We start from the raw sequence: 25,485 nt of genomic DNA, 5'->3' as shown, positions 1-25,485 counted from the left end.
TCCATAGATATCGCTATTGCAAGTTTGTGGACTCGCTATACGGCGGTTAACACTGGGTTGCCACCACGAAGCCCGAATCAAGCGCGTTACTGAGCGAGAGTGATTCGATGTTTATCTGAACGGCCTTCTCACCTTGGGATGGGCGCACAGGGAGCCGCAGAATGCGGAACTGCACGTATGGTGGGGTGGGACAAGCTGGGGGATCCCTTACCCAACCCAATGACGGTTGGTTGACATACTGACTTACTTCAGGCGGGTGAGCTTCTAGTGCGATGCACGAGCCATGTCAGGTAACAGCTTATCCCAGGCCGTTCAGCTCCCGGCCAGAGCAGGGCAGTCAGGACCATTGACGTCGTCCGCTTCCGACCCTGAGCCTCCGTTGAGCAACGGCACCCTGAAGCTGCCATCGATTTGCCGCCCGCTACTGTTGGAAATTCCGGTCTCCGCCTACTAGCAATCTATAGTGTGGCAAGTTGGCGTGTGACGGGTTTCACGGAATTCTTATATTCGTACCTTTGACTGGGTCGTCCCGTGCAAACCTTTGTCGCGAGCCTCTTCCAGGAGAAGTCAATGTCCAGAATATCCCGCACGTCCTGGTTTATTTCGTAGGTTTTGCGGGGGGCTGCGGCTTAAGGAAGCTGCGGCGGTCCACGGCGCGGCCTGAACAGCCATATTGGTCACCGACCGAGACGGCGCAACACCTCTGACTCTAAGTGACCAGAAAATGAACAGAGACTGGATTCTTCAAACACGCGAGACGCGCCGATCCTTTGCGAACGCGACATGGGTGCCGCTGCGCGCATCACAAGATGCTGAGCAGGGCAAAGCTCTGGTTACTCAAGTTGGCTATGTCAGCGAGTTCTTTGGCTGTGGATCGGTCGCGTTCCCTCCGCAACACCGAGAATTCGCAGAGACACTGGGCTGGAGCGATCTGGGCATCGGCCACAGCGCGCGACCGTACGCATATGAGGATGGCTACTACTCGCCGGTAGACCAGTACCAGTACAACGACAAAGAGCCGTTTGGAGTTGAGCTGGTATTCGTGCATGACCAGCCTGTCGTCGGAGGCACAAAGTGGATATTGAATCCAGACCTTGTCATCGCGCTCCGCCTAGTTAAGGAAGGCAACAACTGGGTGAGGCCGGAGGAAGACTTCGTTGTCGTCGCTCGCGAGTTTTTTGATGATGATGGCAGCTATCGGCTTATCGAGATCAAACGAGAGTTTCTGATTGATTATCTTGCCGCCAGAGGTCTAGCGCTACGTCTCTCCTACTATCGGCAACGTGTTGAAAATGTAGGTTCGCTTGAAGGCGCTGAGTACGAAGGGCTGGAGAACCATCAGGACGATCGAGATGGCGGTGGCTTTGAACTCCTCAGTCGAAGCCTCAATGACGTCTATGGCGGAAGTTGGGCGTCGTTCCGCATCTGGAGAACTGATGTCGATGAGGAAGAAGACGCTCCAGTGCTGGGACCGGAGAGGGACGACAACACAGAATCCGAGCAGTCGGAAGGCGTCCGATCCGGGCCCGACGGAGTCCGCGTTGAAGGTGAGTTCTGGAAAGATGAATGGATCGATCACCGAGGCGTGACCGTGCGGGTTCGCGGCGACACCGATCAATCTTTGCCGCACTTCATCATTGAGACTGATGGAACAAGGGCGGCGTCCTCAGTGCTCGACTCTGAAGATATTGGTCGCTGGCTATGGTTTCGCACAAGCGTGGTGACCGACCTACTCGGTCGTCGAGGTTTCTCCCTCAAGTGGTACACCGCAGAGACTGGTGCCATTGGGTCTACGTCTGGCTACGCACGCATTTCGGTATCAATTCCGCTGACTTGCTAACTGTCTACGCCTACGATATCGCTCGGCTCGCGGCGTGGGAGCAGCATATCTGGGCAGCACACAACGTTCCTCCCGATGGGAAGGTCTCAGGAGAACTGCTATCTGCGCAAGTTAAGGCGCAACCGGCGTCCACACATGCCGTGGAAGAGTTGCTCTTTGTGAGCATGCGAATGCTCGAACAGGGCTTCCGCAACAAGTTTGGGGTTGAGTTGTTCAGCCACAGTATCGACGACGATTCAGCCATGCAGCAGGTATCTCGCTTTCACAGCAAGGACCAAGCCTCATTGCTGCGTCTCGCGAAGGAGATCATCAGAGTCTTTTCGGATCGCCTTAACGTTCGAGAGCTCCGTAATCTCTCGACTCACAAGGAGAAGGACAAGCTTGGCTCCAACAAACTCCTTCAGGACGTACTAGCCAAGCAAGTCGGGGAGGATAGAGCGCGAACGGTGCTTGGTCCCATAGTCGGCGCTTATGAGATGAGAGTCGGCGATGCGCATCCGACTGGATCGAAGATTGGGGACGCCCTGAAACTCGCCGGGATCGACGAGAATTTCTCGTGCCTGCGCCAGGGCGAGCAACTTATCCACAACGTCGGGCGCGCCGTGTGGTGGATCGGCAAGCTACTCTTCGAGAAGAACGCGAGTCCGTGAGGGCGTCGCAAATGCCGCATAACAGGTCGGTGGACTCGGACAAGTTGCGGCAAGGCGCTGCTCACCTTCACATTGAACGTCCGCTTTCATTTGCGGTGACCGGCTGCTCCTGGCCGGCAGGGGCCTCTGTCTGGGGGCGGACCCCTTTCGGCCATCGGATTTTTCGTTGGCCATTGATTGAGCTCTGAAAATTTTCCGATTTGCCCAGACGCGACGACACTAAATTTACAACCAACGCGGCTTACTTTTGTGGTGTTAAACTACGTAATAATATTTCACATTCAGCATAGAAATCGAATTATTAACAATCGGAAGAATCATGACAGTTCGAACTGAGGAAGAGCTTGGAGAAGCACTGAAGAATGATCAAGACACCATTGAAATTGAAGGTGACCTGCAAAATAAGGTTCTCAGAATCAAAGCAACAGGCACGGTTGCCTGGGTAGTCGCCATCGGCGCAATTGGCATTGCGGTAGCTATCACTTTAGGTACTGGCGGGGCTGGTGCGCCAGTCAGCGGGCCCGTTGGTATAGGTGCCGTCACAGTACTTGGGCTCCCTACCGCTTTGTCGGCGGTAAGTATCGCAGTCGCTGCCGGTGGTGTAGGCGCTCTCAACTCCTTGCGCAGGTACAAAGTTGTTTCCAATGCCGGCGGAAAGCTGGTTTTGTCTCGCGACTGAATTTGCACTCAGGCTGAACTTCAAGACAAAGAATCGGACTTCATCTTGTCAATTGCGCTTTGGAATTGAACATATCTTCCCAGCCGAATCTAATCCGTTGGCGCTTATTACTGATAGGCGCGTTATCTGTCGAAGTAGAGAGATGGACCAGCACCTCTTAAAAGCCCTACAGGACTTATGGATCGCGGCGCCGCGGTACCGGGGTGGCGTTTTTTCTACTCCAGAACTAGCGAAAGTCATAGAAGCCTGCGGGCCGTACACCGACGGTGCGGCGCAATATTTTGGACATCAATTCGCCTTCCTCAACGCGCTCAGGTCTCTTGGCCTTCCGGCATCGACAGGGGGAGCGGTCTCGCCGGACAATCTTGAAGACGTCGCAGCCCAGCTGATAGATGCGTGTACTTGCACTCATCGGATGCGCATCCACTACTGTCCATTGGATTTGGCTGATGACTGGCCGGATCTGGCATTTGGCGAAGCAGTAGTGCGGAACTTCACGCCTCAAGAGCTTGGTGTCGCCCTGGATGCCCAACGACTCGCAGCTCATCATGTAACTAACGGAATGGACCTTCACCGTCTCTCCATGGTTAAGTGGCTGATTGTCAAAGAGACTTACTCTATTGAAAGCTCCCCGGGACGAAGGTCCAGCTTTTTCCTAGATCAATTCCTTGAACCAGACAGAGGTGTGCTGAAGCCACACGAAAATGGCTGGCCACGCGCAGTCGAAGATGCTCTCTTCTTCCTGTTACTAGCTCCCTGGGAGCAATGGGTATCGTATCCGCAGAGCAACATCTTTGGATTCGAAATCCCGTGGGTATACACGCAGGACACAGATCTCTTCACATCCCCCGTGATGCCGCCAAATCCCGACAGACTCAGCATCTACCCTAATATCTACCTCGACCCGGAAGGCAACGAACACGAGACCGATACTCCCGAGCAAATCCACCTGCATTTCAACGTAGCAGCACAACTGGCTAGGTGGGATCACGCCTATTGGGGGAAGCTCGAACAAGCTAAGTCGACTTCTTTATTCGAAACCCCAATTCAACACTTCCTGGTTAGAGGATTCCAAGCCAATGGGATCGACGAATTCCTCGCGCACATGACGACCATTGAAGCAGCAGTTGGCACCGAAGCTGACTATGGCCCCGGGAATCGTCCGTATCGACGGCTGAAGGGAGCAAAGCGAGTAGCTGCCAGGCTGGCCGGACTACTCCGCACTCCCGATGCAGCACAACAGTATGAGGAGCTGTTTCATCTTCGGAGCGTCTTCCTCCACGGGCGAGCGGGCATCGAGCCTGTCTCAGCCACGCAAAGGATCCGCGCACGCAGTCTCGCCCGACGTGCCGCAGCCGAGTTGGCCGACAGGGCCATCACCCTACCTTTAAGTAGGGAAACTTTGCTCGACGAGTTGTTGGAAACGGGCGTGCCGCTGGCTGGTTACACTGCAACGCGTTAAGCGTCTGCTCCGCGTATGGGCCAAGGACCATCTCCAAGCAAGTCTTGCCGACTGACCGGTTGGCGTCCATCGAAAACAATAGGAGGAGGCGCAGAACCCGAGGCAACCGCAGCCCCCAGGGACCGACCGCTTCTGGTCGACGCTGCCGTTTCGGGCTTAGCAACATACATGACCGGGTTTCAGCTTATACCGGACGCTGGGCTGCGCCGCGTGCGGGCGGCATATAGGCCAGCAGTGTGATTTTTATGGAGACGTTAGCCCCGCTGTTGACGCTCGCGGCTCGGCGACCAGTGCCAGCAATTGATCGACGCCCTCACGCCCTCCCGATATACGCCTTGCCTGCGCAAGGCGGAAAGGCGCTTCGACGCGACAGCGCTCTGCGAATCGGACGAAGTTCTTGTCAGCTGAGACGAACTGGTCGACCTCAACAAGGTGAGTCGCAAGTCGTGAATCACCCGGCGTGCCGTCAGTAACCTTATGCCAAGCCTGGAGGAACTCGAACGCGCCGCGCAGCCATTGGCGGGGCACATTGTGAGGATCCATCTCATGAAGCCAAAGGCGATTCATCGAAGCCGAATCACTCATCATCGCCGCGACATCGACTTCCGCGTCGATCCACTCACGCACGGGGCTGGCGTAGATGAGTAATTCGCTTTGGAAGAAGTACAAACTCGGCACTCGCCAGTAGTGCACTGGATCACCCGACCAGCCAGCGGTTCCAGCGTCGGGAAGCCCAGCGACGTACTGTAGATGCGTGTTAGCTGCCGGCCTTGCGCTGACCAAGCGCTGGCGGATTTGGTAGGACTCCTCCTTTGCAAGCGCGAATTCGCGATCAGCGCGAAGGCTCTCATCAGTTTCCTGCGATGCGACGCTCGCGCGTGCACGATGCCAGAAGCCGCCACTCCGACGCACCCAGTCATAACGTAAGCGGTTTACTTCTGCAAGTTTTGGTGACGTGACCTTCCATGCCGGGCGAAGCCGAAGAATTTCCTTCTTGACTTCGACGGACTCCGAGAAGGACTCGGGCATTAGTCGTTTCCACTGCGGATCGGTGACCAACGCCAACGCTTTCTTGCGGGCACCCTCATTGGGTAGTGCCGTCACTTCATCCACGATTGCTGGAGAAACGACAATCTCGACTTTTGAACGCCTCGCAACGCGCGCGAGATCGCTAGCCGCCCCGCAGTCAGCTACATAGCTCCAGACATTCGTATCAAGAAATAGGCGCATTTACGGTTTCTGAGCTAGTAGCCCACAATGATCGCCTGTCTGTCGTTGACCAGTCTTGACCAGACCGATCGTCCAGGCATCGAACGCGAACAATTCTCACCAGTCTGAAGCAGGCGCTCAACAGTTTACCGTGGCTGACCGGCTTTTAGCCGTGAGCCGTCGTTCGTGACTGTCCCCTACTTACCCCCCCCACACACACATTTCGGAGCCCTGTGAGAGTGATCCCCTGCCGGTACCCTCTGGCCTTCGGCGAATGTCGGTTGAATAGGTTGCTCAATGATCATCAGCATTCTCTGCCCGGACTTGTTGGGTGACCTACGCCATGCCCGTTGGAAGTCGAGATGACGCAGTAGAGAGAGCGACGCCCTGAATGTTGTAGTGCGATAACTGCCTAGAAGGCCCAGAGTGATCGCCAATCTTCCAATCAGTCTGGCCGCAGAGTTGACACTCTGGAATGCTAGATCTGAGAGCCACGTCGGCGACCATCAGGACGGTATCGGGCGTGAGTTTACGGGAGGTTCAACTCGGCGTTGGCGTAGCTCCAGTAGTGCACGCGCGAGCCCCTGGTCAGCTGGCTCATAGGGATGTTCGAAACAACCGATCCTCACCCACTGAGAATGCTGCCCGGGATGGACATATCCTTCGAAGTCATCGACAAGAAGGCATTGCTGAACCGTTGAGCCAGGGATCCATGCCAAGTCCTTGGTAGTCCCCTTCCACCGCACGTATTCAATTTGTGCAAACCAGTCGGGTGCCAGGCCTTCATCAACGAGAAGTTCTGCGATTGGGCGAAACCTCGATTCGCTTACCGTCGTGTACATCACGATTCTCGGGAAGATCTCATAGCACTGAATCAGGAACTCGTTGAGTCCAGGTCGAGGGATTTGGCTCGCCGCGTTAGAAATTAACGTGCCTTCTAAGTCGAGGGCAAGGATGTTGGGGCGAAACATAGGTGAGGCCTGTCTCAAAGGGAAGGGTGGCAATACTGAGGACATGCTCCAGCACTTGAAGTGGAGGCAGGCCGCGCCGGGAGGACTATGGAGCTCATTCTTGGCCGCCATCCTCACGGGCAGCGGGCACTTCGCTTTCCTTTGTGGCAACACGAGCTTCTAACGTGCCATCTGCGCGTAGTTCGAATTGCAGTCTGTCGCCAGGCCTAAGAGACAGTTGTTCGCGGATCGCGCGTGGGATTGTCACCCTGCCTCCGGTGCTCAGCTTCGCTGAGGTCCTCTCATCCGTCATGCTTTAGATGCATTGTCACTTCCCCGAAGTTTTTGGAGTTCCGAACGCATCGAGTTGGCTGATTTGAGGAGGTCTATGACTGAGTTCCAGTATTCCGCGCCCAAGTCCCCGTCCTCATGAGCGAGTCGCCAGAGTGTTCGAATGGCCTCGTTCAGGTCGATAGGTCGGTCAGAGTCAGCGGCTCCTGCGTTTGCCTGGCATGTGTGGTTTGGGTTTGAGGTCTCGATCATCTCGTTGCTTCCTGGCCAGCCTTGGGCGGATCCGGCACGAGTGTTGAATGACGCACTTTCGTTTGCGATTCGCGTCGGAAGAAGCGGGACAAACTTGTGCGGCCGTAGAGGAAGCAGGCGTTGCAGTTCTGACGCCGACAGTCCATAAATGGGCCGCCACAGTCGGTAGATCACTTCATCATGGTCTTGGGCGACATATTGGAAGACAGGGCAGCTTGCGTCTAGCGCGTCGTCGTCGCTGTCGTGTTCCGGCTCAAGCAAACCCAAGGCCTTCGTGCATTCGATGAGCAGGTCCCGCATTTGCGATCGACTGTCTCGTGGCAGCTCTGCTCGTCGAAGAAGTTCCTCAGCCTCCACGCGATGATGGTCTCTCTCGCCTAACTCGATTCCGATGGCCATCATTGTGTGAAGGAGTCGCTTTGCCGGATCACCTAGGTCAGAGGTGTCAAGAGCGTTGGGGTGAAAGTAGATCATCTGGGGGCCGAGAAAATATGCTCCAGCCTACTGGTCTCTACTTGGCATGGGGTCTTTATTGCTGGGGGCAATGGGATTGCACTGACGGCAATGCCTCATCGCGCGCCACATCTAGCTATACGCCTGTGGGCATGTGCCCGTTCTATTAGGCAAAAATTATGGAGAAAGGAAATAAGGGCCTTCGGCTCCGACACGCATTGCGAGTTGCTATGCGCGAACGTTCGCATACCGTTTCGCAGCTGGCCTCTCACGTCGGAGTCAGTCAGAGCTACCTGTCTCAGTTGTTGAACGGCGATAAGGCGATGGATGCAGTGAGCGATCAACATTTGCGGCGGTTAGCTGCGTATCTCGGTATGCCGGCTATCGCTGGCTTTATGCTTGCCGGACGGCTTGAGCTAGCTGATTTCATCGAGGGGACACCTACGCTGGAGCAGCAGTTGGAGTCCGGACTTGCGGTGGTTTCCGGCAGTCCATCGGCGGCCGAGGCAGGAATTGAGTTGGCCGACCTGGATCAGTTGCCTGTTCCGGTGAAGTCGCTCATCGTTTTGCTGCATCAGCGTGCTCAGGTCGAAGATATTCTCAGGCCAACGACTGCCTGGTGGTTGGCGCGGCATATCTTGATCCATGACTGATTGGTGACGAGCTCGGCCCCCACTCTCGGTAGAGGTGGGGGCCTTTGCACGGCCATAGGTGGACGCTAAGCCGCAGCTATCTGCTGTCACATCCGACTGAAGGCGCTTTCGAGCAGCTCCGCCATTCGCGTAGACCCTTCGCCGCTGCGCAAGAATGCATAGTGCTTCTCGACGGTGCCAACGCGATCGTTGAGTACAAGTGCGGCTGTCTTGAAATCGCCGCCGTCGGCTTTCAAGATGGATGTAGCAGCGAGATGACGAAACGCATGGGCGCCGAAGCCGTGGCAGCTAGGCAGATAGTTGGCGGTCAGTGTTTTGACTGTTGCGCCCATGTCGACCCAGGGCGTGTGCTTGGCGCCAGGCTTTCTAGATTTCCGCGTCAGAAACACCAGGTCAGTCGGTGCCACCATCAGGATAGGGCGGAGAGTGAACAGGTACTTTTCGATGTCGATCCGGGCTGACGCGTGCACAGGACTGTCGTAAGGCACATCCTGAGCCGCGCCGTACCAGTTCTTGAATTTGTGCTTCGGAATTCTGATCCACCAGGATTTGTCGCTCTTCTGGTAAAGCTCTCCCGTGTTGTCTGCTCGCCAAGTGAGATGAGCGAGGTTGCGGCGACGCAGCGGGTTGGACGCAAGGATCTTGATCAGCACCAAATCGCGAGCCCAGATGGCCTCCTTGCTAGGTGCCGCACCGACAGGCCGAGCCGCACGCATTCGTTGGATCATGTCTGCTACCGAATCCATGGGATTCTTCTGATCGATGAGGTGGCGGAGCGGCTCGAACGAGTCGCGCGAGACCTCGATTTCGTTGTAGTACGACGAGGCAAGCTGTTCGAGCAGATCGAACTGACGATCACACATGGCCTCCCACTTCTCCTTTCGATACCGCTTAGGCAGCGTGGCTTGCCATTCCGGATGCTGCCGCAGAAAGCCGAATCGCGGACGGACCAGGGCCGTCAGGAAGGCTAGCGCCTGGTTAGCCCCTTGATTACGCCGACCTGAGCGTGCCTTGCGCCAGTCCAGATAGGCCTCGATGTAGTCAGACACAACAAGCCATGCCATGGATTGCGTCTCCGACGGATTCAGGCCCGCTCCTCCTGCTTCGGTGCTCATCTTGAGCCACCCCAGGTACATCGCGGTGTTTCCCCAACCGTAGCGGGCTGAGGCCACCTCGCGCCCGTCCAGGAACGCCCACCAGTTTGCGTCCGTGGTCGCCGTCAAAGGGCACGGCGAGAACCGCCACCTTCCCCGCTTCGTGCGTTGAAGCCCGACAGGCAATGCTGCCGCCGTCTTGTAGCGCATGAATTCGGTCCATTGACGACGCAGGAGAGATTCAGGCGCCGGCTTCTCACCATAGATCTGGCGCGTCAGGTCCCCAAGGATCGTGCGATAGACGATAGGGGCTGGTGCCTTCCCGACGCGCGCCTGGCGTTGGCCGATCAGCCGCATGCCTGACAGTTGCACCAAGCTGTGCCTCTCAAGGCCGAAGAACGCTTCCAGCCGCAGAAGGTGATTCACGTTGTTCCCGCGGGGAATCTTGCCCTTGATCCAGCCGTACATCATGTCCCGGGGGATGCCGACTCGCTTGGCAACAGTGGCTGCCGCCCGGTTCTCCAGCAGTGCGGCCAGAGTCGACTGAAAGGGAGTGGCCTTGCCTGCGTGCGCCGCTTGGATGGTGTCATGGGCGATCACCGCGTCCTTCCAGTGGCGGAATGCCGACTTGGTGTTGGACACGGTACGGGCAGACTGCCCCAACTCTTGCAAGCCCAGCAGGAACCGTTCGAGAGCGGCGCTGTGACCGGCCCGCATCTCGTCGCCGACCACGTCGTCGATGTGGATGCCGTTGGCCTTGAGGAAACCACGCAACGCCGTCGCGCGGTTCGATGCTGTCTGTTCGTTGAGGCCCTCGCCGATCACTTGGCGTTGCTGATTGTCGAGAAGGGTTTGGTAAGTAAGTTGAGCCACGGCTCGTCTCCGAGCCCGCGCCTCCGTTGGTTTGGCCGCCTGCGAGTCAAGTAAAGGCGACGGGACGAAATACCGGACGGCGCTGTAACCATCTGATATTTTGGAGTTTTTCCTGTTCACTGTTTCCCACCCTTAAAATTAGTGGGCGGTCAGAGCGCAGGTTGTTTCCGGTCCGAGGAGGCGCGGGCATCAATGCCTCGCCGTGTGTATAGCTCCAACCGGTGGGAATAATGACCTTCGTGTGGGGCAAAGGACTTAATCGCCCCAGTTGTCTAGGCACTTCGGAGCCTCCAAACCTGAGATTCAATAGGTGGCATCAAGGAGCACTAGTACAATGCATGTATCAAAAAATTGCGGTTGTGTCTTATTGTCGTTTTAGATCGAGTGCCACTGAGAAACTAGAGAAAAGAAACGAGCCATGTCCTTTGAGAATCTGTCGATCGGTCGAATCATTATCCATGAGGTCTTTGTTCGCGGAGAAGACAGAGCGCCCGCAGAACCCAGTTACGGGACCCAACTGCTAACTTTGCCGCAGGAGGCTAGGGATGCTCTTCAAGATCGCATCACAAATACGCTGGGGAGGTCCTCTCACGGCGTCGAGATGACAATCAGCGATGCCGGGCCAGAGAGTGCTTGGCAGTCTGCCAAGGCAATTGTTGAGTCCCTGGGGAACGACGAGCAGTTTGTGAATTTGTCTCAGGCAATCACTAGCAAGCTGGCTGCCGCGCAAACCAGCCGAACAATTCCAGGAGGGATTGTCGTGGTTATCGATGGCACGTGTGGCAATCCGTCGCGGCCGTTCATGTGCGTTATCAAGGCTGAGCCGCATGGGGGGTTTACAAAGCGGCAGGTGAACAACACGCTGACGCTGGAATACCTCAAAGAGCTGATCCTCACACCCCAGGCGAAGCTCTACAAGATCGGCGCGTTTGTGCGGCAGGATCCCGATGCTGCTACCGAGCAACAGCCTACCAACGGCTGGCGTGCATTCCTCTTCGATGACCAAATTACGCAAAGTAATAAGCTGTCGGCGGCGCTCTATTTCCGCGAGACGTTCCTCGGGCTGGATTTCCCGTCAAACAGCGCATTCCAGACCAAGCAGTTCCATTCCTTGACCAAGGATTTCATTCGTAACGCAGACATTGATGCGGAACGCAAGATAGACCTTTTGAACGCACTGACCACCTATCTGAAAACGGACCAGACGGCTACGATTCAGGTAGAGGCGTTTTCCATGGCCTACCTAGGAGATGCTCCGTTGCAAGATGCCTATACGGCATACATGCAGCAAAGGAATTTTCCGGACACGGCGATCCACAAGGATCTGTCCGAGGTTCAAAGTCAGTTAAGACTGAGAAAATTGACCTTCGGCCATGACATCAAGCTGACGGCGCCAGCAGATCAATTCGAGAACCTCGTGCGACTCGAATCCATTGATGGCGATCCGGACGAGCACGGCAACATTCCTAAGTGGACCAAGATCACGGTCCGGACGCATATTCGAGACCAAGAGTGAGCGAGAAAGATATCCTGGAGCGATGGGAGAAGGACAAGCCCCTGTACAGGGCTTGGGCCTCGCTTATCGGTCAGGAAATCGAACGGCGGCTAGTACCCGCAATTGCTCCTACACCGTTGGGTTATTTCCTGAAGGTGCCGATGGAGCCACGCCTGAAAGGCGACACGAGCTTGATCGACAAAGCTCTATATCGAGGGAAGGCCTACAAGGATCCGTACGGCGACATTACTGACAAGGTCGGTATGCGCTACGTCGTCCTGCTGACGACGCACATCAACCAGTTCTGTTCGATTATTGAGAGTCCGGAATGTGGCGCATTCTGGGATTGGTCCAAAGACAAGGACTACGAAGCCGAGCGGCTGGCGAAACCCTTGGAGTTCGCATACCAGTCCGTGCATTACGTATTGCGCTCCAAGGCCGGCCTGTCGTTTGGAGATGTGATCATCCCGGAAGGGATCGCATGTGAAGTGCAGATACGCACACTCCTGCAACATGCTCACAGTGAGTTGACGCACGACACGTTGTACAAGCCGAAGACTACTGCGCAGCCGTCAGTAAAGCGCACGGTGGCGAAGAGCATGGCTCTGATCGAGGCTACGGATGAGTTTTTTGAGCAGGCCATGCGCGATTTGGCTGCCGCAGATGAGCCGCAACGCAGTCTGCTGGACTACTTGGCTACGGCCTACAGGGATGGCACAGGTTTGGAGCCGGGCCAAGAGCGCTCCAACCAGCTCGTGATTGACGCATTCAATGATCTCTTGCCAACAGACGTCATAGACGAGTTGGAAGCCTTTTTGCGAGACAAGAGTTATGTTTTCGGCAAGATCAAAGAGCAGAACGGCCAGCGGCACTTCTTTAATCAGCCGGCTGTTTTGCTAGCGTATTTCCTGTCGGAACGGATGGCGGCGCAGACACGCGAGAATTGGCCGATCGGTACTGATGACCTAGCGAAGGTGTTCAGTGACCTGGGGAAGAAGTACGACGGCTGACCAGGTGGTAGCTAGCTTCTGGCCAATCCCGGTGAAATTTCGCCAGGAAATGACCACTCGTCAAGCCCACTCAGCGCTTCTTCACCCTTGTCTCGCAACTGTCGGTACACCTCATCTACCAAGAGGTTCGCCAACCCTTTGAATACCTTTTCATGCCTCAATGCCTGGTCAGCCATGGCGTTGTGACCCTCTAGGGCATCTACGACAGCATCGTTGAGCTTGGTTTCGTAGGCGCCATTTGCGAATGCTGTAACCGTGTCGTTAGCCTCGGCCTGTTCCTTTAGAGTTGGGTCGTTGACCATCTTGCCAATCAGAGTGGTTGCATACCCGCGGAAATCCGCATCGGAGAGATTGCCCGAGAACACCTCATTCATCTTCTTGATGATGGCGGACAGTCGGTCTTCTGGGTCGTCCCAGGCCCGACCACCTCCCGTTCCCAGCGGCTTCATCGGTTCGGCTGATCCCGCTTCGAGGTTTAGCTTGTGCTTTTGCTCGTTGATCACTTTGTATCCCGCCAGCCGCACGGATTCATCCAGGGCTTCATCGCCACCAGCCTTTCCTTGTAAGCGGGGCAGCAGCATCCGGCAGAAAGCGTGTAGGCGTTCCAGATCCGCATCGTCGTAGGAGCGCAGTTGCGACAGGAAATCGTAGGCGCTGATGTACGACGAAACGTCACTACGGAACACATCCTGCACTTCCTTGGCTTGTGCCTTGAACCGTTCGTGTGCCTTCTTCAACGGCGCTTGAATCGTGGCTTGCTTGCCCTTGGGTTCGAAGTACCCCTTGGCAAATTGCAGGACCTCTTCCCAAAGGTAGATGCCTGCGTCATCTAGCTTCTGGCGCAATGTGTGAACCAGGTTGGGATCTGTGACGGCAGACATCTTCGCAGTGCGATAGAACGGAAGGAATGCTTTGAGGATGCCGTCGGCTTCGTTGCGGAAATCCAGCACGAAGGTGGTTTCCTTGCCGGGGTACATGCGATTCAAGCGTGAGAGCGTTTGCACCGCCAGCACGTTGTCCAAGCGTTTGTCTACGTACATCGCACAGAGCTTGGGTTGGTCGAATCCAGTCTGAAACTTCGATGCCACGATCAACAGCTGATAGGCATCGGTCTTGAATGCCTCCTTGATGCCGTCGTCGTGTTCCTTGCAGTCGTTGAGGTCACCTTCCTTGGCCTTGAGCACCTTCGACTCTTCGTCCGTCACTTCGCCCGAGTAGGCCACCAGTGCTTTGCAGTCGGCGTACTTCATCTTCTTGATGTAGTCGTCGAACGCTTTCTTGTAGCGCACGGCCGCGATGCGGCTGTCCGACACCACCATGGCCTTGGCTTGCCCGCCCAGTTGGTGCATGACGTGCTCGCGGAAGTGCTCAACGATGACCGTGACTTTCTGTGCGATGCTGGTCGGGTGCAGCTGTGCGTATCGGAAGAGTTTGGTTTTGGCCTTACCGGCCTTTACCGCCTTGTCGTCACCAGCTTGTTCCAACTTGAAGGCGAAACCATAGGTGGTGTAGCCCCGCAGCACGTCAAGAATGAACTTTTCCTCGATGGCTTGGCGCATCGAATATACATGGAAGGGCTCAGGTGTTCCGTCTACGCCTGTCCGCCCAAAGAGCTCCATTGTTTTGGGCTTGGGCGTTGCTGTAAAGGCGTAGTACGACACGTTGGGCGGGCGCTGGCGAGACGCCATGATCTGGTTCAAGACATCTTCGTCCGTCAGCTCTGCATCTTCCTGTGCGGCGGCGATAGCATCCTCATACGCTGTTGACGGCGAGAGTTCTACGCTTAACGGTGTGCTTTGTGTTCCCGTAGTCAGGACTTGGCGCAGTTTCACCGCGCCTTTGCCTGCTTGGCTGGAGTGAGCCTCGTCCAGGATCAGGGCGAATCGGCGGTCACCCAAATCCCCAACTTTGTCCAGCACCCACGGAAATTTTTGTAGGGTAGTGATGATGATTAGCTTGCCCTTGTCCAGGGCTTGGGCCAACTGCGTGCTGTTTTCGTCGATCTTTTCGACTACACCTTGTTGGTGGTCGAACTGGTAGATGGTGTCTTGCAATTGCGTGTCCAGTACCCTGCGGTCTGTGATTACGATCACGCTGCTGAACACTTTTTGGTCCGTCGCGTCGTAGAGGGAGGCAAGGCGGTGTGCCAACCAGCCGATTGTGTTGGACTTTCCAGATCCCGCTGAGTGTTGAACCAGGTAGGTATGTCCCACGCCCTCTGTGAGGGTAGCTGAAAGCAATCGGTTGACCGCATCCCACTGGTGGTAGCGCGGAAACAGTAGCGAGGTGCTGAATACCTTTTTACCTTTGGCGTCCTTGGTCTCAGAGACTTCGACAGACAGAAATTTGCCGATAACGGTCAACCACGCATCAGGCTGGAACACCTCGTGCCACAGGTATCCGGTGGAATAGCCCAATACGTCGTCAGATGGATTGCCTGCGCCCGCGCCACCCATGCCATCTGGGTTGCCACGGTTGAACGGCAGGAACCGGGTGGCTACGCCAGCCAGCCTAGTGGCCATCTGCACCTCATCAGTGCTGACAGCGAAATGAACCAGGGCCCTCTTGCCGAACGATAGCAAGGGCTCGGGTTGCCTGGTGTTTACGTCGATGGGGTTGCGGTCGTATTTGTACTGCCGAATCGCTTCTTCGATATTTTGCGTGGTGTCGGTTTTCAGCTCGATGGTTGCCAAGGGCAGGCCGTTGAGGAACAGCACGAAGTCGATGCATAACAGGTTGTGCATCGAGTAATGCAACTGCCGCACTACACGCAGGCGGTTCCTTTTGTAGTGCTCCCAGGTGGTGGCATTCTGCCGATTGCTAGGGGCGAATTGCGCCATCTTGAATGTGGCGTTGATATCCTTGAAGCCCTTACGCAGAACGTGGAGCGTTCCCCAGAGCTGTGGCGTTTCTTTCTTGATCGTCGGGCGGTCTTTGTCCAGCTCTTCCGCCAGCCGCTGGATGAACACAGCCTCTGGGTTCTTTGCATGGTTCTTGGAGAACTTCTCCCAGGCGTCGGGCTGTGTTTCCTTCACCCAGGCAATGGCATCCTCAGGGTACAGAGCCGTATGGCGATCGTAGCCTTCGTCATAGGCAAATCCCTTCTGATAGGGCAGAGGACCGTCAATAAGCCAGCCTTGAGCCTTCATGGCCTCGCAAATTTCGTCCTCAAACTGCTCTTCAGTGTGGATGGCTGCCATGGATGTCCCTCTCGTATTTTTCTCTGTTGTTATTGCTGCGTTGCGGTACGAACGTCGATGCGTCCTAGCACTGCGTCTGCGATGGTCGCGGCCCGGAGTTCTTTCAGCAGCGTGATTTCGTCGTTGGTGTGGGCGATGAGGTCGTCAAATGCCGCCAACTCCGCCCCTAGCTTTTTAAGCAGTGCCTTGCGCTGGTCCTTGGGCGGCAGCAGGATGGGCAGCTCCTTCACGTTTGCCTGACTGATGGATGCCAGATTGGTGCTCTGCTTGGCGTTGTTCATGAAATAGAACTTCGCGTACCGCGTTTGGGTGATGGCTGACAGCCATTCGGACAAGCTGCGCTCCACCGGTCGCACGGCAAAGACATGGTTCTGATGCAGACACGGGGAAATTTCGCCCGTCCAGACCGCCCCGCGCCCAACCTTGTCGTAGTCGCCGCCTTCATTCATGAGTACGTCACCTTCCATCAGGGAAAAGCGCTCCACGGCATCCACCTCAACCGGCATGGTTGAGATTTCGCGCAAATCAAGGCTCCCTTCCTGTACGTTGGCAACTCGCAAATACGGCAGTTCCACCGTTGGATTGCTGCCGTTGTTCTTGCCCTTGGCCAAACCCGAGCGCACTTGGGCAAGGTGTTTTAGCCGCTTTAATTCCCAGCCCTCCGGAAGGTGGGGTGCCCAGGGGTTGCCCGTGGGAGCACCGGTCAGGCCATCGCCAGAAACCAACTCGCTGATACGACTGGACCGGGCCTCCCGCAACAACCCGATCAGTTCATCCTTCTCATGAAGCAGGGTGTCGATGCGAGCAATTTCGGCATCAAGATAGTCGGCAATGGCTTGCTGCTCATCCGGGGATGGAACAGCCAAACGCGAATCAACCATTCGCTGATGTTCAATACTCTCGACGGTTGCCCCTTGCTTAACCCACTCATCTCGTAGTTCCTTCTGGCATCCCTCAATCTGGTACGCGAGATATCGGCTATCCATCCTGCCATCCGGAATGAGCGCTTTCATATCCTGATTCAACGTAACCGGAACGGTATTGATAGCTACTGGGATGGTGTGTTGCAGAATGCCTGAACGTACCACCGTTAGTACGGACGATGGGGGGATCAACGCGCAGGGGCTATTCCCAAGTCCTTCGGAAGTGATGTAGTCCTCAGTCTCCCTGATAAGGGGCTGCTTCATATCCTTTGGTGAAACCCATGGAATTTCGCCGCCCCAGTAAATTGGCTCATCCTTGCTTGGGGTGCCTCCGCCAACGAATTTGGCAAAGAACTTCAACTTCTCAACGGTCCAATCACTCGGAACATCCCCCAACCACGGTACGCCCGAAGGCTTGTAGCTCGCGTACGGCTTCATGGGCAAACTTCGCCCTTAATGCCTCGCAGCAGTTCCATGAACTTGTGCTCCTTGGCCTCGATATCCGCTGCAATGGCTTCACGGCTGCGCGGAGGCGTGTACACGTAGAACTCGCGATTGAAGTTGATTTCGGTGCCCACCATACCTGTCTTTCCGTCCGCAGAGTCCTTCACGTCGTAGTTGATCCACGCGTCTGGCCAGTGGGGGCGTACCTCTTTGTCAAAGTACGCTTCGATATCGTCGTTGAAGGGCACGTATTCGGCATCGCGCAGTTCGGAGTCACTCAGAACTTCGCCCTTTTCGTTGGTGGTCGGCTCGGCATCTTTGTCCTTGGTGCCGAAGTATTTGCGAGCCAGTTCTACGGTCTTGGCTGTAAGCTTGGCGGCCTTTCCTGTCAACTCCAGTTCGTTTGCAGCAGCTTCGGCTGCTGCATGCAGCGCGGAACGAAATGACTCCGCGTCCCTGTAGATCACGTCGTTGTCCATGCGATTCACTGCTTCGGACAACAGGATCGATTGGTCCTGAGTAAGTTTGGCGGCGGCTGTGTCGTAGCCCAAATCAACCCAGCGTTGAAGCTCAATCTGGAAGCGCATGCGCAAGGGCCGTTCAATGGTGACGCGGCGATAGAAGAAGTGCTCGTGGTCAAATACCTTGGCTTTGAGCACACGACCACTTTTTCCTTCGGGATCTTCTGACCATTCCATGGCTTTGAAGTCGGCATAGGCTTTGGTGATGCGTTCCACACAGTCGGCGGTGAACTCACGGCGCTTCTTGCCCAGGTTCTTCTTCATCAGCACACTCATGGCGGTGGCATCGATCAGCAGAACCTTGCCCTTGCGGTCAGCGGGCTTGCGGTTCGTCATGAACCACAGATAGGTGGTGATGTTGGTGTTGTAGAACATGTCCGTGGGTAGTGCGACGATGCAATCGAGGTAGTCATGCTCTAAGATGTGGCGGCGGATTTCGCTCTCGCCGCTGCCTGCGTCGCCGGTGAAGAGCGGGGAGCCGTTGTGCACCACGCCGATGCGCCCGCCGCCCTTGCCAGCAACTACGGGCTGCATTTTGGACAGTAGGTGCAGGGAAAACAGCATTTGCCCATCGCGGATGGCGGGCAGGCCAGGACCGAAACGTCCAGCAGCCCCTTTGGCGTGTTCTTTCTTGACGGCGGCTTCAGCCGGCTTCCACTCCACGCCGTAGGGCGGATTGGCTGCCTGGTATTCAAAGGTCTTGTCTGGGTGAAGATCGTTGGCCAGCGTGTCGCCGCTCTTGATGTCTGCTGGGTTTTGACCGCGGATGAGCATGTCGGCCTTGCAGATGGCGTAGGTCTCGTCTTCCAGCTCCTGCCCAAACAGTTTCAGGGTGGCACGGTCGTTGAACTTGCGTAGGTGCTCTTCGGCCACACTTAAAATGCCCCCGGTGCCTGCGGTGGGGTCGTACATGGTGCGTATCACCCCAGGAACGGACAGCGCCTCGTCGTCGCCGCTGAAAAGCAGCGTTACCATGAGCTCAATTACATCGCGAGGGGTGTATTGCTCGCCAGCAGGGGAGACGTCGTTGAACTTTCGCAGCAGCTCTTCGAATGCCTGCCCCATGTCGTGGTTCGTCACGGTGGCTGGGTCAAGGTCTGTTTCTGCAAAACGCTGGACTACGAGGTACAGACGATTTTTCTCTGCCAGTTTGTCCAGGGTGGCAGCGAATTCGAACTTGTCGAAGATGTCGCGCACATTCTGCGAGAAGCCATTGATCATCGCTTCCAGGTTGTCGCGGACGTCATCTGGAGTCTCTGCGATGTTGGGAAGGGTGAAGGAGGACGTGTTGAAGAACGGATAGCCACTGACGGGCGTCAGCATCTTGTCCAAGTCGTAGCCCTTGCTTCGTACGGCGGCATATCTAGCCCGAACGGCCTCACGGGTGGGCTGCAAGACGCAATCTAGGCGACGCAGGATGGTGAACGGCAGGATGACCTTGCGGTATTCGTTTTCCTTGTAGGCGCCGCGCAGTAGTTCGGCATTCTTCCAGATGAGGTCGGCTAACTTGGACATTCAAAGCTTCTTGGTTGTGTTCTTGTTGAGCTCGGGCTCGGCTGCTGGCAAGGCGATGCCATGGCTTGCGGCATAGGTGTGCACCATGTGCTCCATCATCGAAGCCATGCTGCGGTGCTCATGTTGCGCGCACAAGGCAAGCAGCGCTTTGCCTTGAGGTGTCATACGCAAGGACATAAGCGCGGATTTGGGCTGGGTCATGAAGGCTATACCATTCGCAATCGTTTGTATTGCAAAAGGTATCATTTGCGATTCGGTGCCGTCAAATTGGGGTTGTCACGACAAATTAAGTGCGGCCGTGTGGCGTGTTGCTGTCAGCCCCGTATTGCTTGGGAGCGGAGGCAGGAAATCTGTCCTTTAAGGTAAGGGCAGTGCATGTCGGTCTGGGCAGTCGCTACAGCTCTAGCGAGCCTGGATGGATTGTCGAGATGGGTGTCGAGCGTCTCGGTAAAGTGACATTCTCCGCCCTCCACGCGGTCGCTCGGAGGGCGGTACGATGCGGTTGAGGCGGATCCTAGGCTTGTTTTTCCAAAATCGGGTACAGAACCGAGTATGTGACGGGCAAGAACACCATGCAATGGGGGACTTTTTGGGCGATTTATGACTCAACGTCTAATCTTGCCTTGCCAGCTGCCGTCGTTGATGCTGTTCAGCCTTGGTTGGCCGCCCACGTCGGCGTGCAACCTGTGGCGCAGCTGTTGGTTCAGGTGTGGCAAGCGCTACTTGTTGGGCTTGCTGAGCTTCGCGCTGTGATACCAACCAAGTATGCACCTCCGCTTGTTCGTAGCGCAGCAGTCTGCCAACTTTCACACAAGGAGGGAGGGGCTCTCCGCGCGTGCGTCGGTTGTACAAGGTCTGCACAGACAAGCCCAGGACGGCGGCCAGTTGATCGGAGGTAAGAAGTTTGTCCATCTTTACTTTCGCGAAGGCACTGGCACATGCCAGCAAAAAGTATAGACAGGGAAGGGCAGCCATGGCCGCCTGGCAGTACCTCCCGGTAGGCCGTACAATCCGCGTCGGCGCCATCGAAATTGACCGCACTTTTAACGCACTGACCGCAGTAAAGTGCGTTAAGTCGCGGTAAGTTCCGGTAAGCTAAGCTCATGATTTTTCTAGATATTCATGTTGGTCTGCCCATGGCAAAACACCCCTAAAACGGACTCTTAATCCGTAGGTCGAGTGTTCGAGCCACTCACAGCCCACCAGAATTCTCGAGGTCACCCTCGATCAAAAAGCCCACCGGCAACGGTGGGCTTTTTGCATTGGTCTCGTTGATCGGGTGCTGCTTGGGTCTCGCTGCGTTGAGGATCGCGGATGTGCGTGGGCGTCGCCAATGAAGCGCATTGCCAGCGCCACCAGGGGCGCGCATGGCCAGCGTCTTCAGAGACGCGCGTTTCCCGCGCCATCAGGCACGCGCATGCCAGCGTCTTCAGGGGCGCGTCTTTCCTGCGCCATCATGCATGCGCATGCCAGCCGCAAAAAAATAAGCCTCCCGCGTGCGGGAGGCTTATTGCTATTGGCGTGTCGGCGCAGGTTGGGGCGACCATCACGCGCTGAACGCGGCGCAAGGCCGTGAGAGGGCGTTCTCGCCAACTTGCCGATGGAGGCGGGCTGCGCGGCCTCCATCGGGCGCCCGATGCGTCAGAAGCTTTCCCAATCGTCTTCGGCCGGCTTGCCGCGCGGGGCGGGGGGAGGCGGCGCGCTGACGGAGGGGCGCGGACGGCGCGGCGTGCGGGCGTCGGTGGCGCTGGCGGCGCGGCCGGCGGCGGTCTTCGGCGTGGCCGGGCGCGCCGTGGCGCGTGCGGGGGCGGCCACGCGAGGCGCGGCCTGTGCCGATGCGGTCGGTGCGGCGGGAGTCGATGTTGCTGCGGCCGATGTTGCGGCGGCCGACGCTCCGCCGGTCTGCGATGCGCCTGCCGAAGCGGTGCCTGCCAGAGGTGCGGCAGCGGAAGCTGCGCCGGCCGACCCAGCCGGCCCAGCCGACCCAGCCGACCCAGCCGATGCCGCGGCGGCCGATGCCGCGGCGGTCGGTACCGCGGCGGCCGGTGCCGACGCGGAGACGCGTGCGGGGGCCTGAGCGGGCGCGTGAGCGGGGGAAGTGGCCGCGGGGCGGGCGTGGGGCTGCCGCGGTGCGTGCACGGCGCCAGGCGTCGTTGCGGGCGCGGCATGCGACGCCGCGCTTTCTTCGCTGCCCAGCTGGAACACGCTGACCAGCTTCACCAGCGTGGCGGCCTGTTCGTTGAGGCTGGCGGCGGCCGCGGCGGATTCTTCGACGAGGGCGGCGTTCTGCTGCGTGGTCTGGTCGAGCTGGTTGATGGCGTCGCTGACCTGCGAGATGCCCTGGCCCTGTTCCTGGGCCGCGGCGCCGATTTCGCCGATCAGGTCCGCCACGCGGCGCACCTGGGTCACGATGTCGGTCATGGTGCTGCCGGCTTCGGACACGAGCTGCGAGCCGGTCTGGACGTTGCCCACGCTGTCGCCGATCAGCTGCTTGATCTCCTTGGCGGCGCCGGCGCTGCGCTGGGCCAGCGCGCGCACTTCGCTCGCCACCACGGCAAAGCCGCGGCCCTGTTCGCCGGCGCGCGCGGCTTCGACCGCGGCGTTGAGCGCCAGGATGTTGGTCTGGAACGCGATCGAGTCGATCACCGCGATGATGTCGACGATCTTGCGCGAGCTGGCCGAGATCTGATCCATCGTGCTCACGACATTGCCGACCACCTCGCCGCCGCGCGCGGCGGCCTGGCTGGCGGAGCCGGCCAGCTGGGTCGCGGTCTGGACCGAGTCAAGATTCTGTTTGATGGTGGCGTTCATCTGCTCCATCGAGGCGGCCGTCTCTTCGACGTTGGCTGCCTGCTCTTCGGTGCGCTGGCTCAGGTCGCTGTTGCCGGTGGAGATCTGCGTGGCGCCGGTGGCGATCGATTCGCTGGTCTGGCGCACCTGGCTCACGAGGCGGGCCAGGTTGGCGCGCATGGCCTCCATGTTTGCCAGAACGCTGGTGTCGTCGCCGTCGCGGCGTTGGACGCGCACGCCCAGGTTGCCCTTGGCCACTTCCTGCGCGATCCGCGCGGCGTAGGCGGGCTCGCCGCCGAGGCGGCGCATGACGGAGCGCACCAGCGACAGGCCGAGAATCATGCCGATCAGCGCGCACAGCACGATGAGGGCGGTGAGCGTCCAGAACGTGCGCTCGACGGCAGCGGCCGCGTCTTCGGTGTCGAGATGCGCCAGCTCTTCCTGGCGCTTGGCCGCTTCCATCAGGATGTTGCGCGCGGCCACATGCAGTTCGGCCGAGTCCTTGTGCAGCACGGTCATGGCGGTTGGGTCGTTGCGATCCGCGAGACCCTTCACGTTGTTCACGGCGGCCTTGTAGCGCGTCCAGGTGTCGGCGAGTCTGCCGCCCAGCGCGCGCAGCGCGGGATCCTGTTCCTGCAGGAGGCGGTCGCGCGCCTGCAGCACCGACTTCTCCGAGTCCTCGTTCAGCCGGAGCTCGTTCTGCCGCGCCTGCGGGTCCGTGTTCCAGATATAGACATACATGCGCCGGAAGTGCGTGGCGCCCTGGCGGGCGGCGTCGACCACCACGCGCAGCGGCATCACGGTCTCGGTGTACATGGCGCGCTGCTTCTGACTGATGCTCCAGAGCTGCTGCATGGCGATGGCGCCGACGGCCAACAGCGTCACGATGAAGAACAGCACCAGGGCAATCAGGCTGCTCCGGAGCGAGAGATTTTTGAGTTTGGACATGATGGACATGCGATGGGGGCGCGGAATGCGCCGCTACCCGAGCACTAGAGCACAGGATGTCGCAATGCAATATGCGGAACTCCGGGCGAAAAAGCCGTATCGGATGCCTTTGCATTGGCGTCGTCCCGATATTCGGGATTACCCTAGTCCAAAGCGGCTAAGCCCCTGATATCAAGCGACTCTAGGGTCGGGAGAGACCCGGGGAGGGGCGAGCGACCGAAAGCGCGCAACCAGACCGGCGCCGGCATGGAATTGCTGCGTTGCAGCATCGGGGGCGCAGACCGCTTGGAGCCGGACGACGGGCGTTCGCGGCTCCGCCAGATGCGGCCCTCCGCAATGACGAGTCCGAAAGCCGCGCGAGCGGAACCTTTCGGCAGGCGTTCGCGGCTCCAACGCAGCGCCCCGCGCAGGCGCGCCCGAAAGCCGCGCGAGCAAAATCTTTCGGCGGGCGCCGCGGCGGCGGAGGACCCTAAGCCGCCGTCCAGACGGCCAGTTCGTAGCCGTCGGGATCGATGAAATGGAAGCGGCGGCCACCCGGGAATGCGAAGACCGCGCGGCTGATCGTGGCGCCGGCGGCTACCAGGCGCTGCTGCGTCGCGTCCAGATCGTCGGCGTACAGAATGACCAGCGGGCCACCCGGGCGCACCGGTTCACCAGTGGTGAAGCCGCCCTTGAGACGGCCGTCGTTGAACTCGGTGTAGGTCGGCCCGAAGTCGATGAAGCTCCAGCCGAACGCCGCGCCGTAGAACGCCTTGCTGCGCGCGATATCGGTGACGTTGAATTCGATGTTGTCGATCTGACGGTCGGGGCCGGCCTGGCTCATGGTGTGTCCTGGTGATAGGAAAGGACGCCATTGAAGCACGACAGGCCCGGGCCTGGCCGCGGCGCGGCCCGGCCCGGAAGCGCCGGTCGGCGAAACGCGGCGCGATGAGCTATCCGGCCGCGTTTCGGAAACCCGTCTCAGGGCGCCGGGTTGGGATGGCGCGTGTGGATCTCGTCGATGGCCTTCCAGAGGTCTTCGTCGATGCCGACATCGACGCTGTCGATGTTTTCCTTGAGCTGTTCCAGGTTCGTGGCGCCGATCAGGTTGCTCGTGACGAACGGGCGCTCGTTCACGAAGGCCAGCGCCAGGTGCGTGGGCGACAGGCCGCGCGCACGGGCCAGTTCGACGTAGTCGCGCGTGGCGGCTTCGCTCTCCGGGTTGCTGTAGCGGGTAAAGCGCGTGAACAGCGTGAGGCGCGCGCCCGCCGGCTTGGCGCCGTCGAGGTACTTGCCGCAGAGCATGCCCATGGCCAGCGGCGAGTAGGCCAGCAGGCCCACGTCTTCGTGATGGCTGAACTCGGACAGGCCCAGCTCATAGGTGCGGTTGAGCAGGCTGTAGGGATTCTGGATCGAGGCGATGCGCGGCAGCTTGTCCACCTCGGCGTGCTTGAGGAACTGCGCCACGCCCCACGGCGTTTCGTTGGAGACGCCGATGTGGCGGACCTTGCCCTGGCGCACGAAGTCCTGCAGGACCTCGAGCGTTTCGGCGATCGGCACGGTGTGCTCGTCGTCGACGTAGGGGTAGTAGGGGCGGCCGAAGGTGGTGGTAGTGCGATCGGGCCAGTGCAGCTGGTACAGATCGAGGTAGTCCGTCTGCAGGCGCTTGAGACTGGCGTCGAGTGCTTCGGTCAGGTTCTTGCGGTCGAGGTAGGTCTTGCCGTCGCGGATATGGCCGGGGCGCTTGGGGTCGCGGACCGGGCCGGCGACTTTGCTCGCCAGCACGATGTCCTTGCGGCGGCCGGTCTTGGCCAGCCAGGTGCCGATGTAGGCCTCGGTGCGGCCCTGGGTCTCGGGCTTGGGCGGCACCGGATACATCTCGGCGGTATCCACCAGGTTCACGCCGCGCGACAGGGCGTAATCGAGCTGTTCGTGCGCTTCTGCCTCGGTGTTCTGTTCGCCCCAGGTCATGGTGCCCAGGCCGATGAGGCTCACCTCGAGGTCGGTGCGGCCGAGTTTGCGGTATTTCAAGTCGATGCTCCGTAATGCGAAGAAGGGGAGGCGAGGCCCGCCGGGCCCCGTCGCGTGGACCCGATCTTACTCGCCATGAGGCGCCGTTCCGGTCCTTGCGCCACGCGGCGCAGGGGTTTAAGCGTGCCGACAGTTCGCCATGGATGCTCGCAAGTCTGCGATGGTGCGGCTACAAATTGTCGCTGGCCAGACACACGCCGCTTGCTAGGATGATCCGGCCGGC

19 protein-coding genes are annotated in these 25,485 nt (G+C 58.3%); 7 read left to right on the top strand and 12 right to left on the bottom strand.

Translation table 11 applies throughout. From position 1 onward, the window contains the following. The first annotated feature begins 724 nt into the window (after positions 1 to 724). From CAL25_RS24455 to CAL25_RS24105, 4 genes are all read left to right on the top strand, one after another. Complete coding sequence (locus CAL25_RS24455; protein WP_249279160.1) at positions 725 to 1,840, top strand: hypothetical protein; 1,116 nt, start codon at positions 725 to 727, stop codon at positions 1,838 to 1,840. Between the two features lie 140 nt (positions 1,841 to 1,980). Further along, positions 1,981 to 2,490: a hypothetical protein gene (locus CAL25_RS24450; protein ID WP_249279159.1), complete on the top strand. Its 510-nt coding sequence runs from the start codon at positions 1,981 to 1,983 to the stop codon at positions 2,488 to 2,490. A gap of 319 nt (positions 2,491 to 2,809) precedes the next feature. After that, positions 2,810 to 3,169, top strand: a complete 360-nt coding sequence (locus CAL25_RS19610) for a hypothetical protein (RefSeq protein ID WP_094803078.1) — start codon at positions 2,810 to 2,812, stop codon at positions 3,167 to 3,169. Positions 3,170 to 3,311: 142 nt separating this feature from the next. Further along, complete coding sequence (locus CAL25_RS24105) at positions 3,312 to 4,631, top strand: hypothetical protein (protein ID WP_141217956.1); 1,320 nt, start codon at positions 3,312 to 3,314, stop codon at positions 4,629 to 4,631. A 243-nt stretch (positions 4,632 to 4,874) separates the two neighbouring features. Here the strand turns inward: CAL25_RS24105 and CAL25_RS19600 are convergent, their stop codons facing one another. The 3 genes from CAL25_RS19600 to CAL25_RS24600 form a co-directional block, all read right to left on the bottom strand. Then, positions 4,875 to 5,861, bottom strand: coding sequence for a PIN domain-containing protein (locus CAL25_RS19600; protein WP_094803074.1), 987 nt, complete (start codon positions 5,859 to 5,861; stop codon positions 4,875 to 4,877). 485 nt (positions 5,862 to 6,346) lie between these two features. Beyond that, the gene (locus tag CAL25_RS24605) at positions 6,347 to 6,811 is read right to left on the bottom strand and encodes an NIF family HAD-type phosphatase (RefSeq protein WP_094803072.1); all 465 of its coding nucleotides are present in this window, start codon (positions 6,809 to 6,811) and stop codon (positions 6,347 to 6,349) included. Between the two features lie 94 nt (positions 6,812 to 6,905). Then, on the bottom strand, positions 6,906 to 7,103 hold the full coding sequence (locus CAL25_RS24600) for an AbrB/MazE/SpoVT family DNA-binding domain-containing protein (RefSeq protein WP_094803070.1): 198 nt from the start codon (positions 7,101 to 7,103) through the stop codon (positions 6,906 to 6,908). A gap of 862 nt (positions 7,104 to 7,965) precedes the next feature. Here CAL25_RS24600 and CAL25_RS19585 point away from each other — a divergent pair. Next, positions 7,966 to 8,439 carry a helix-turn-helix transcriptional regulator gene (locus tag CAL25_RS19585; RefSeq protein WP_094803068.1) on the top strand — a complete coding sequence of 158 codons (474 nt, stop codon included), beginning with the start codon at positions 7,966 to 7,968 and terminating at the stop codon, positions 8,437 to 8,439. Between the two features lie 86 nt (positions 8,440 to 8,525). Here CAL25_RS19585 and CAL25_RS24445 read toward each other — a convergent pair whose 3' ends face one another. Then, positions 8,526 to 10,406, bottom strand: coding sequence for a hypothetical protein (locus CAL25_RS24445; RefSeq protein WP_249279158.1), 1,881 nt, complete (start codon positions 10,404 to 10,406; stop codon positions 8,526 to 8,528). 418 nt (positions 10,407 to 10,824) lie between these two features. Here CAL25_RS24445 and CAL25_RS19575 point away from each other — a divergent pair, with 418 nt between their 5' ends. Then, on the top strand, positions 10,825 to 11,922 hold the full coding sequence (locus CAL25_RS19575; protein ID WP_094803066.1) for a nucleoid-associated protein: 1,098 nt from the start codon (positions 10,825 to 10,827) through the stop codon (positions 11,920 to 11,922). Then, positions 11,919 to 12,911, top strand: a complete 993-nt coding sequence (locus tag CAL25_RS19570; protein ID WP_094803064.1) for a GTP pyrophosphokinase — start codon at positions 11,919 to 11,921, stop codon at positions 12,909 to 12,911. Before CAL25_RS19575 ends, CAL25_RS19570 begins: the two co-directional genes overlap by 4 nt. A gap of 11 nt (positions 12,912 to 12,922) precedes the next feature. Here CAL25_RS19570 and CAL25_RS19565 read toward each other — a convergent pair whose 3' ends face one another. From CAL25_RS19565 to CAL25_RS19530, 8 genes are all read right to left on the bottom strand, one after another. After that, positions 12,923 to 16,111, bottom strand: a complete 3,189-nt coding sequence (locus tag CAL25_RS19565) for a type I restriction endonuclease subunit R (RefSeq protein WP_094803062.1) — start codon at positions 16,109 to 16,111, stop codon at positions 12,923 to 12,925. Positions 16,112 to 16,140: 29 nt separating this feature from the next. After that, positions 16,141 to 17,472 (bottom strand): restriction endonuclease subunit S, encoded by a 1,332-nt coding sequence (locus CAL25_RS19560; protein WP_094803060.1) that lies wholly within the window; start codon positions 17,470 to 17,472, stop codon positions 16,141 to 16,143. After that, positions 17,469 to 19,514: a type I restriction-modification system subunit M gene (locus CAL25_RS19555; protein WP_094803058.1), complete on the bottom strand. Its 2,046-nt coding sequence runs from the start codon at positions 19,512 to 19,514 to the stop codon at positions 17,469 to 17,471. The genes CAL25_RS19560 and CAL25_RS19555 overlap by 4 nt, the downstream gene beginning before the upstream one ends. Then, positions 19,515 to 19,715 carry a hypothetical protein gene (locus tag CAL25_RS19550; protein WP_141217955.1) on the bottom strand — a complete coding sequence of 67 codons (201 nt, stop codon included), beginning with the start codon at positions 19,713 to 19,715 and terminating at the stop codon, positions 19,515 to 19,517. A gap of 411 nt (positions 19,716 to 20,126) precedes the next feature. After that, complete coding sequence (locus tag CAL25_RS19545) at positions 20,127 to 20,426, bottom strand: helix-turn-helix transcriptional regulator (RefSeq protein WP_094803322.1); 300 nt, start codon at positions 20,424 to 20,426, stop codon at positions 20,127 to 20,129. 729 nt (positions 20,427 to 21,155) lie between these two features. Beyond that, positions 21,156 to 23,252: a methyl-accepting chemotaxis protein gene (locus CAL25_RS19540; protein ID WP_141217954.1), complete on the bottom strand. Its 2,097-nt coding sequence runs from the start codon at positions 23,250 to 23,252 to the stop codon at positions 21,156 to 21,158. A 469-nt stretch (positions 23,253 to 23,721) separates the two neighbouring features. Continuing rightward, on the bottom strand, positions 23,722 to 24,075 hold the full coding sequence (locus CAL25_RS19535; RefSeq protein WP_094803054.1) for a VOC family protein: 354 nt from the start codon (positions 24,073 to 24,075) through the stop codon (positions 23,722 to 23,724). A gap of 137 nt (positions 24,076 to 24,212) precedes the next feature. Continuing rightward, a complete protein-coding gene (locus tag CAL25_RS19530) occupies positions 24,213 to 25,262 on the bottom strand; it encodes an NADP(H)-dependent aldo-keto reductase (protein ID WP_094803052.1) in 1,050 nt (349 codons plus the stop codon). Positions 25,263 to 25,485 lie beyond the last annotated feature (223 nt).

The sequence above is a fragment of the Bordetella genomosp. 5 genome, assembly GCF_002261315.1.
Classification (GTDB): domain Bacteria; phylum Pseudomonadota; class Gammaproteobacteria; order Burkholderiales; family Burkholderiaceae_B; genus Bordetella.
Note: the sequence above shows the minus strand (reverse complement) of the source record. Positions and strands in the feature narration are given on the sequence as shown.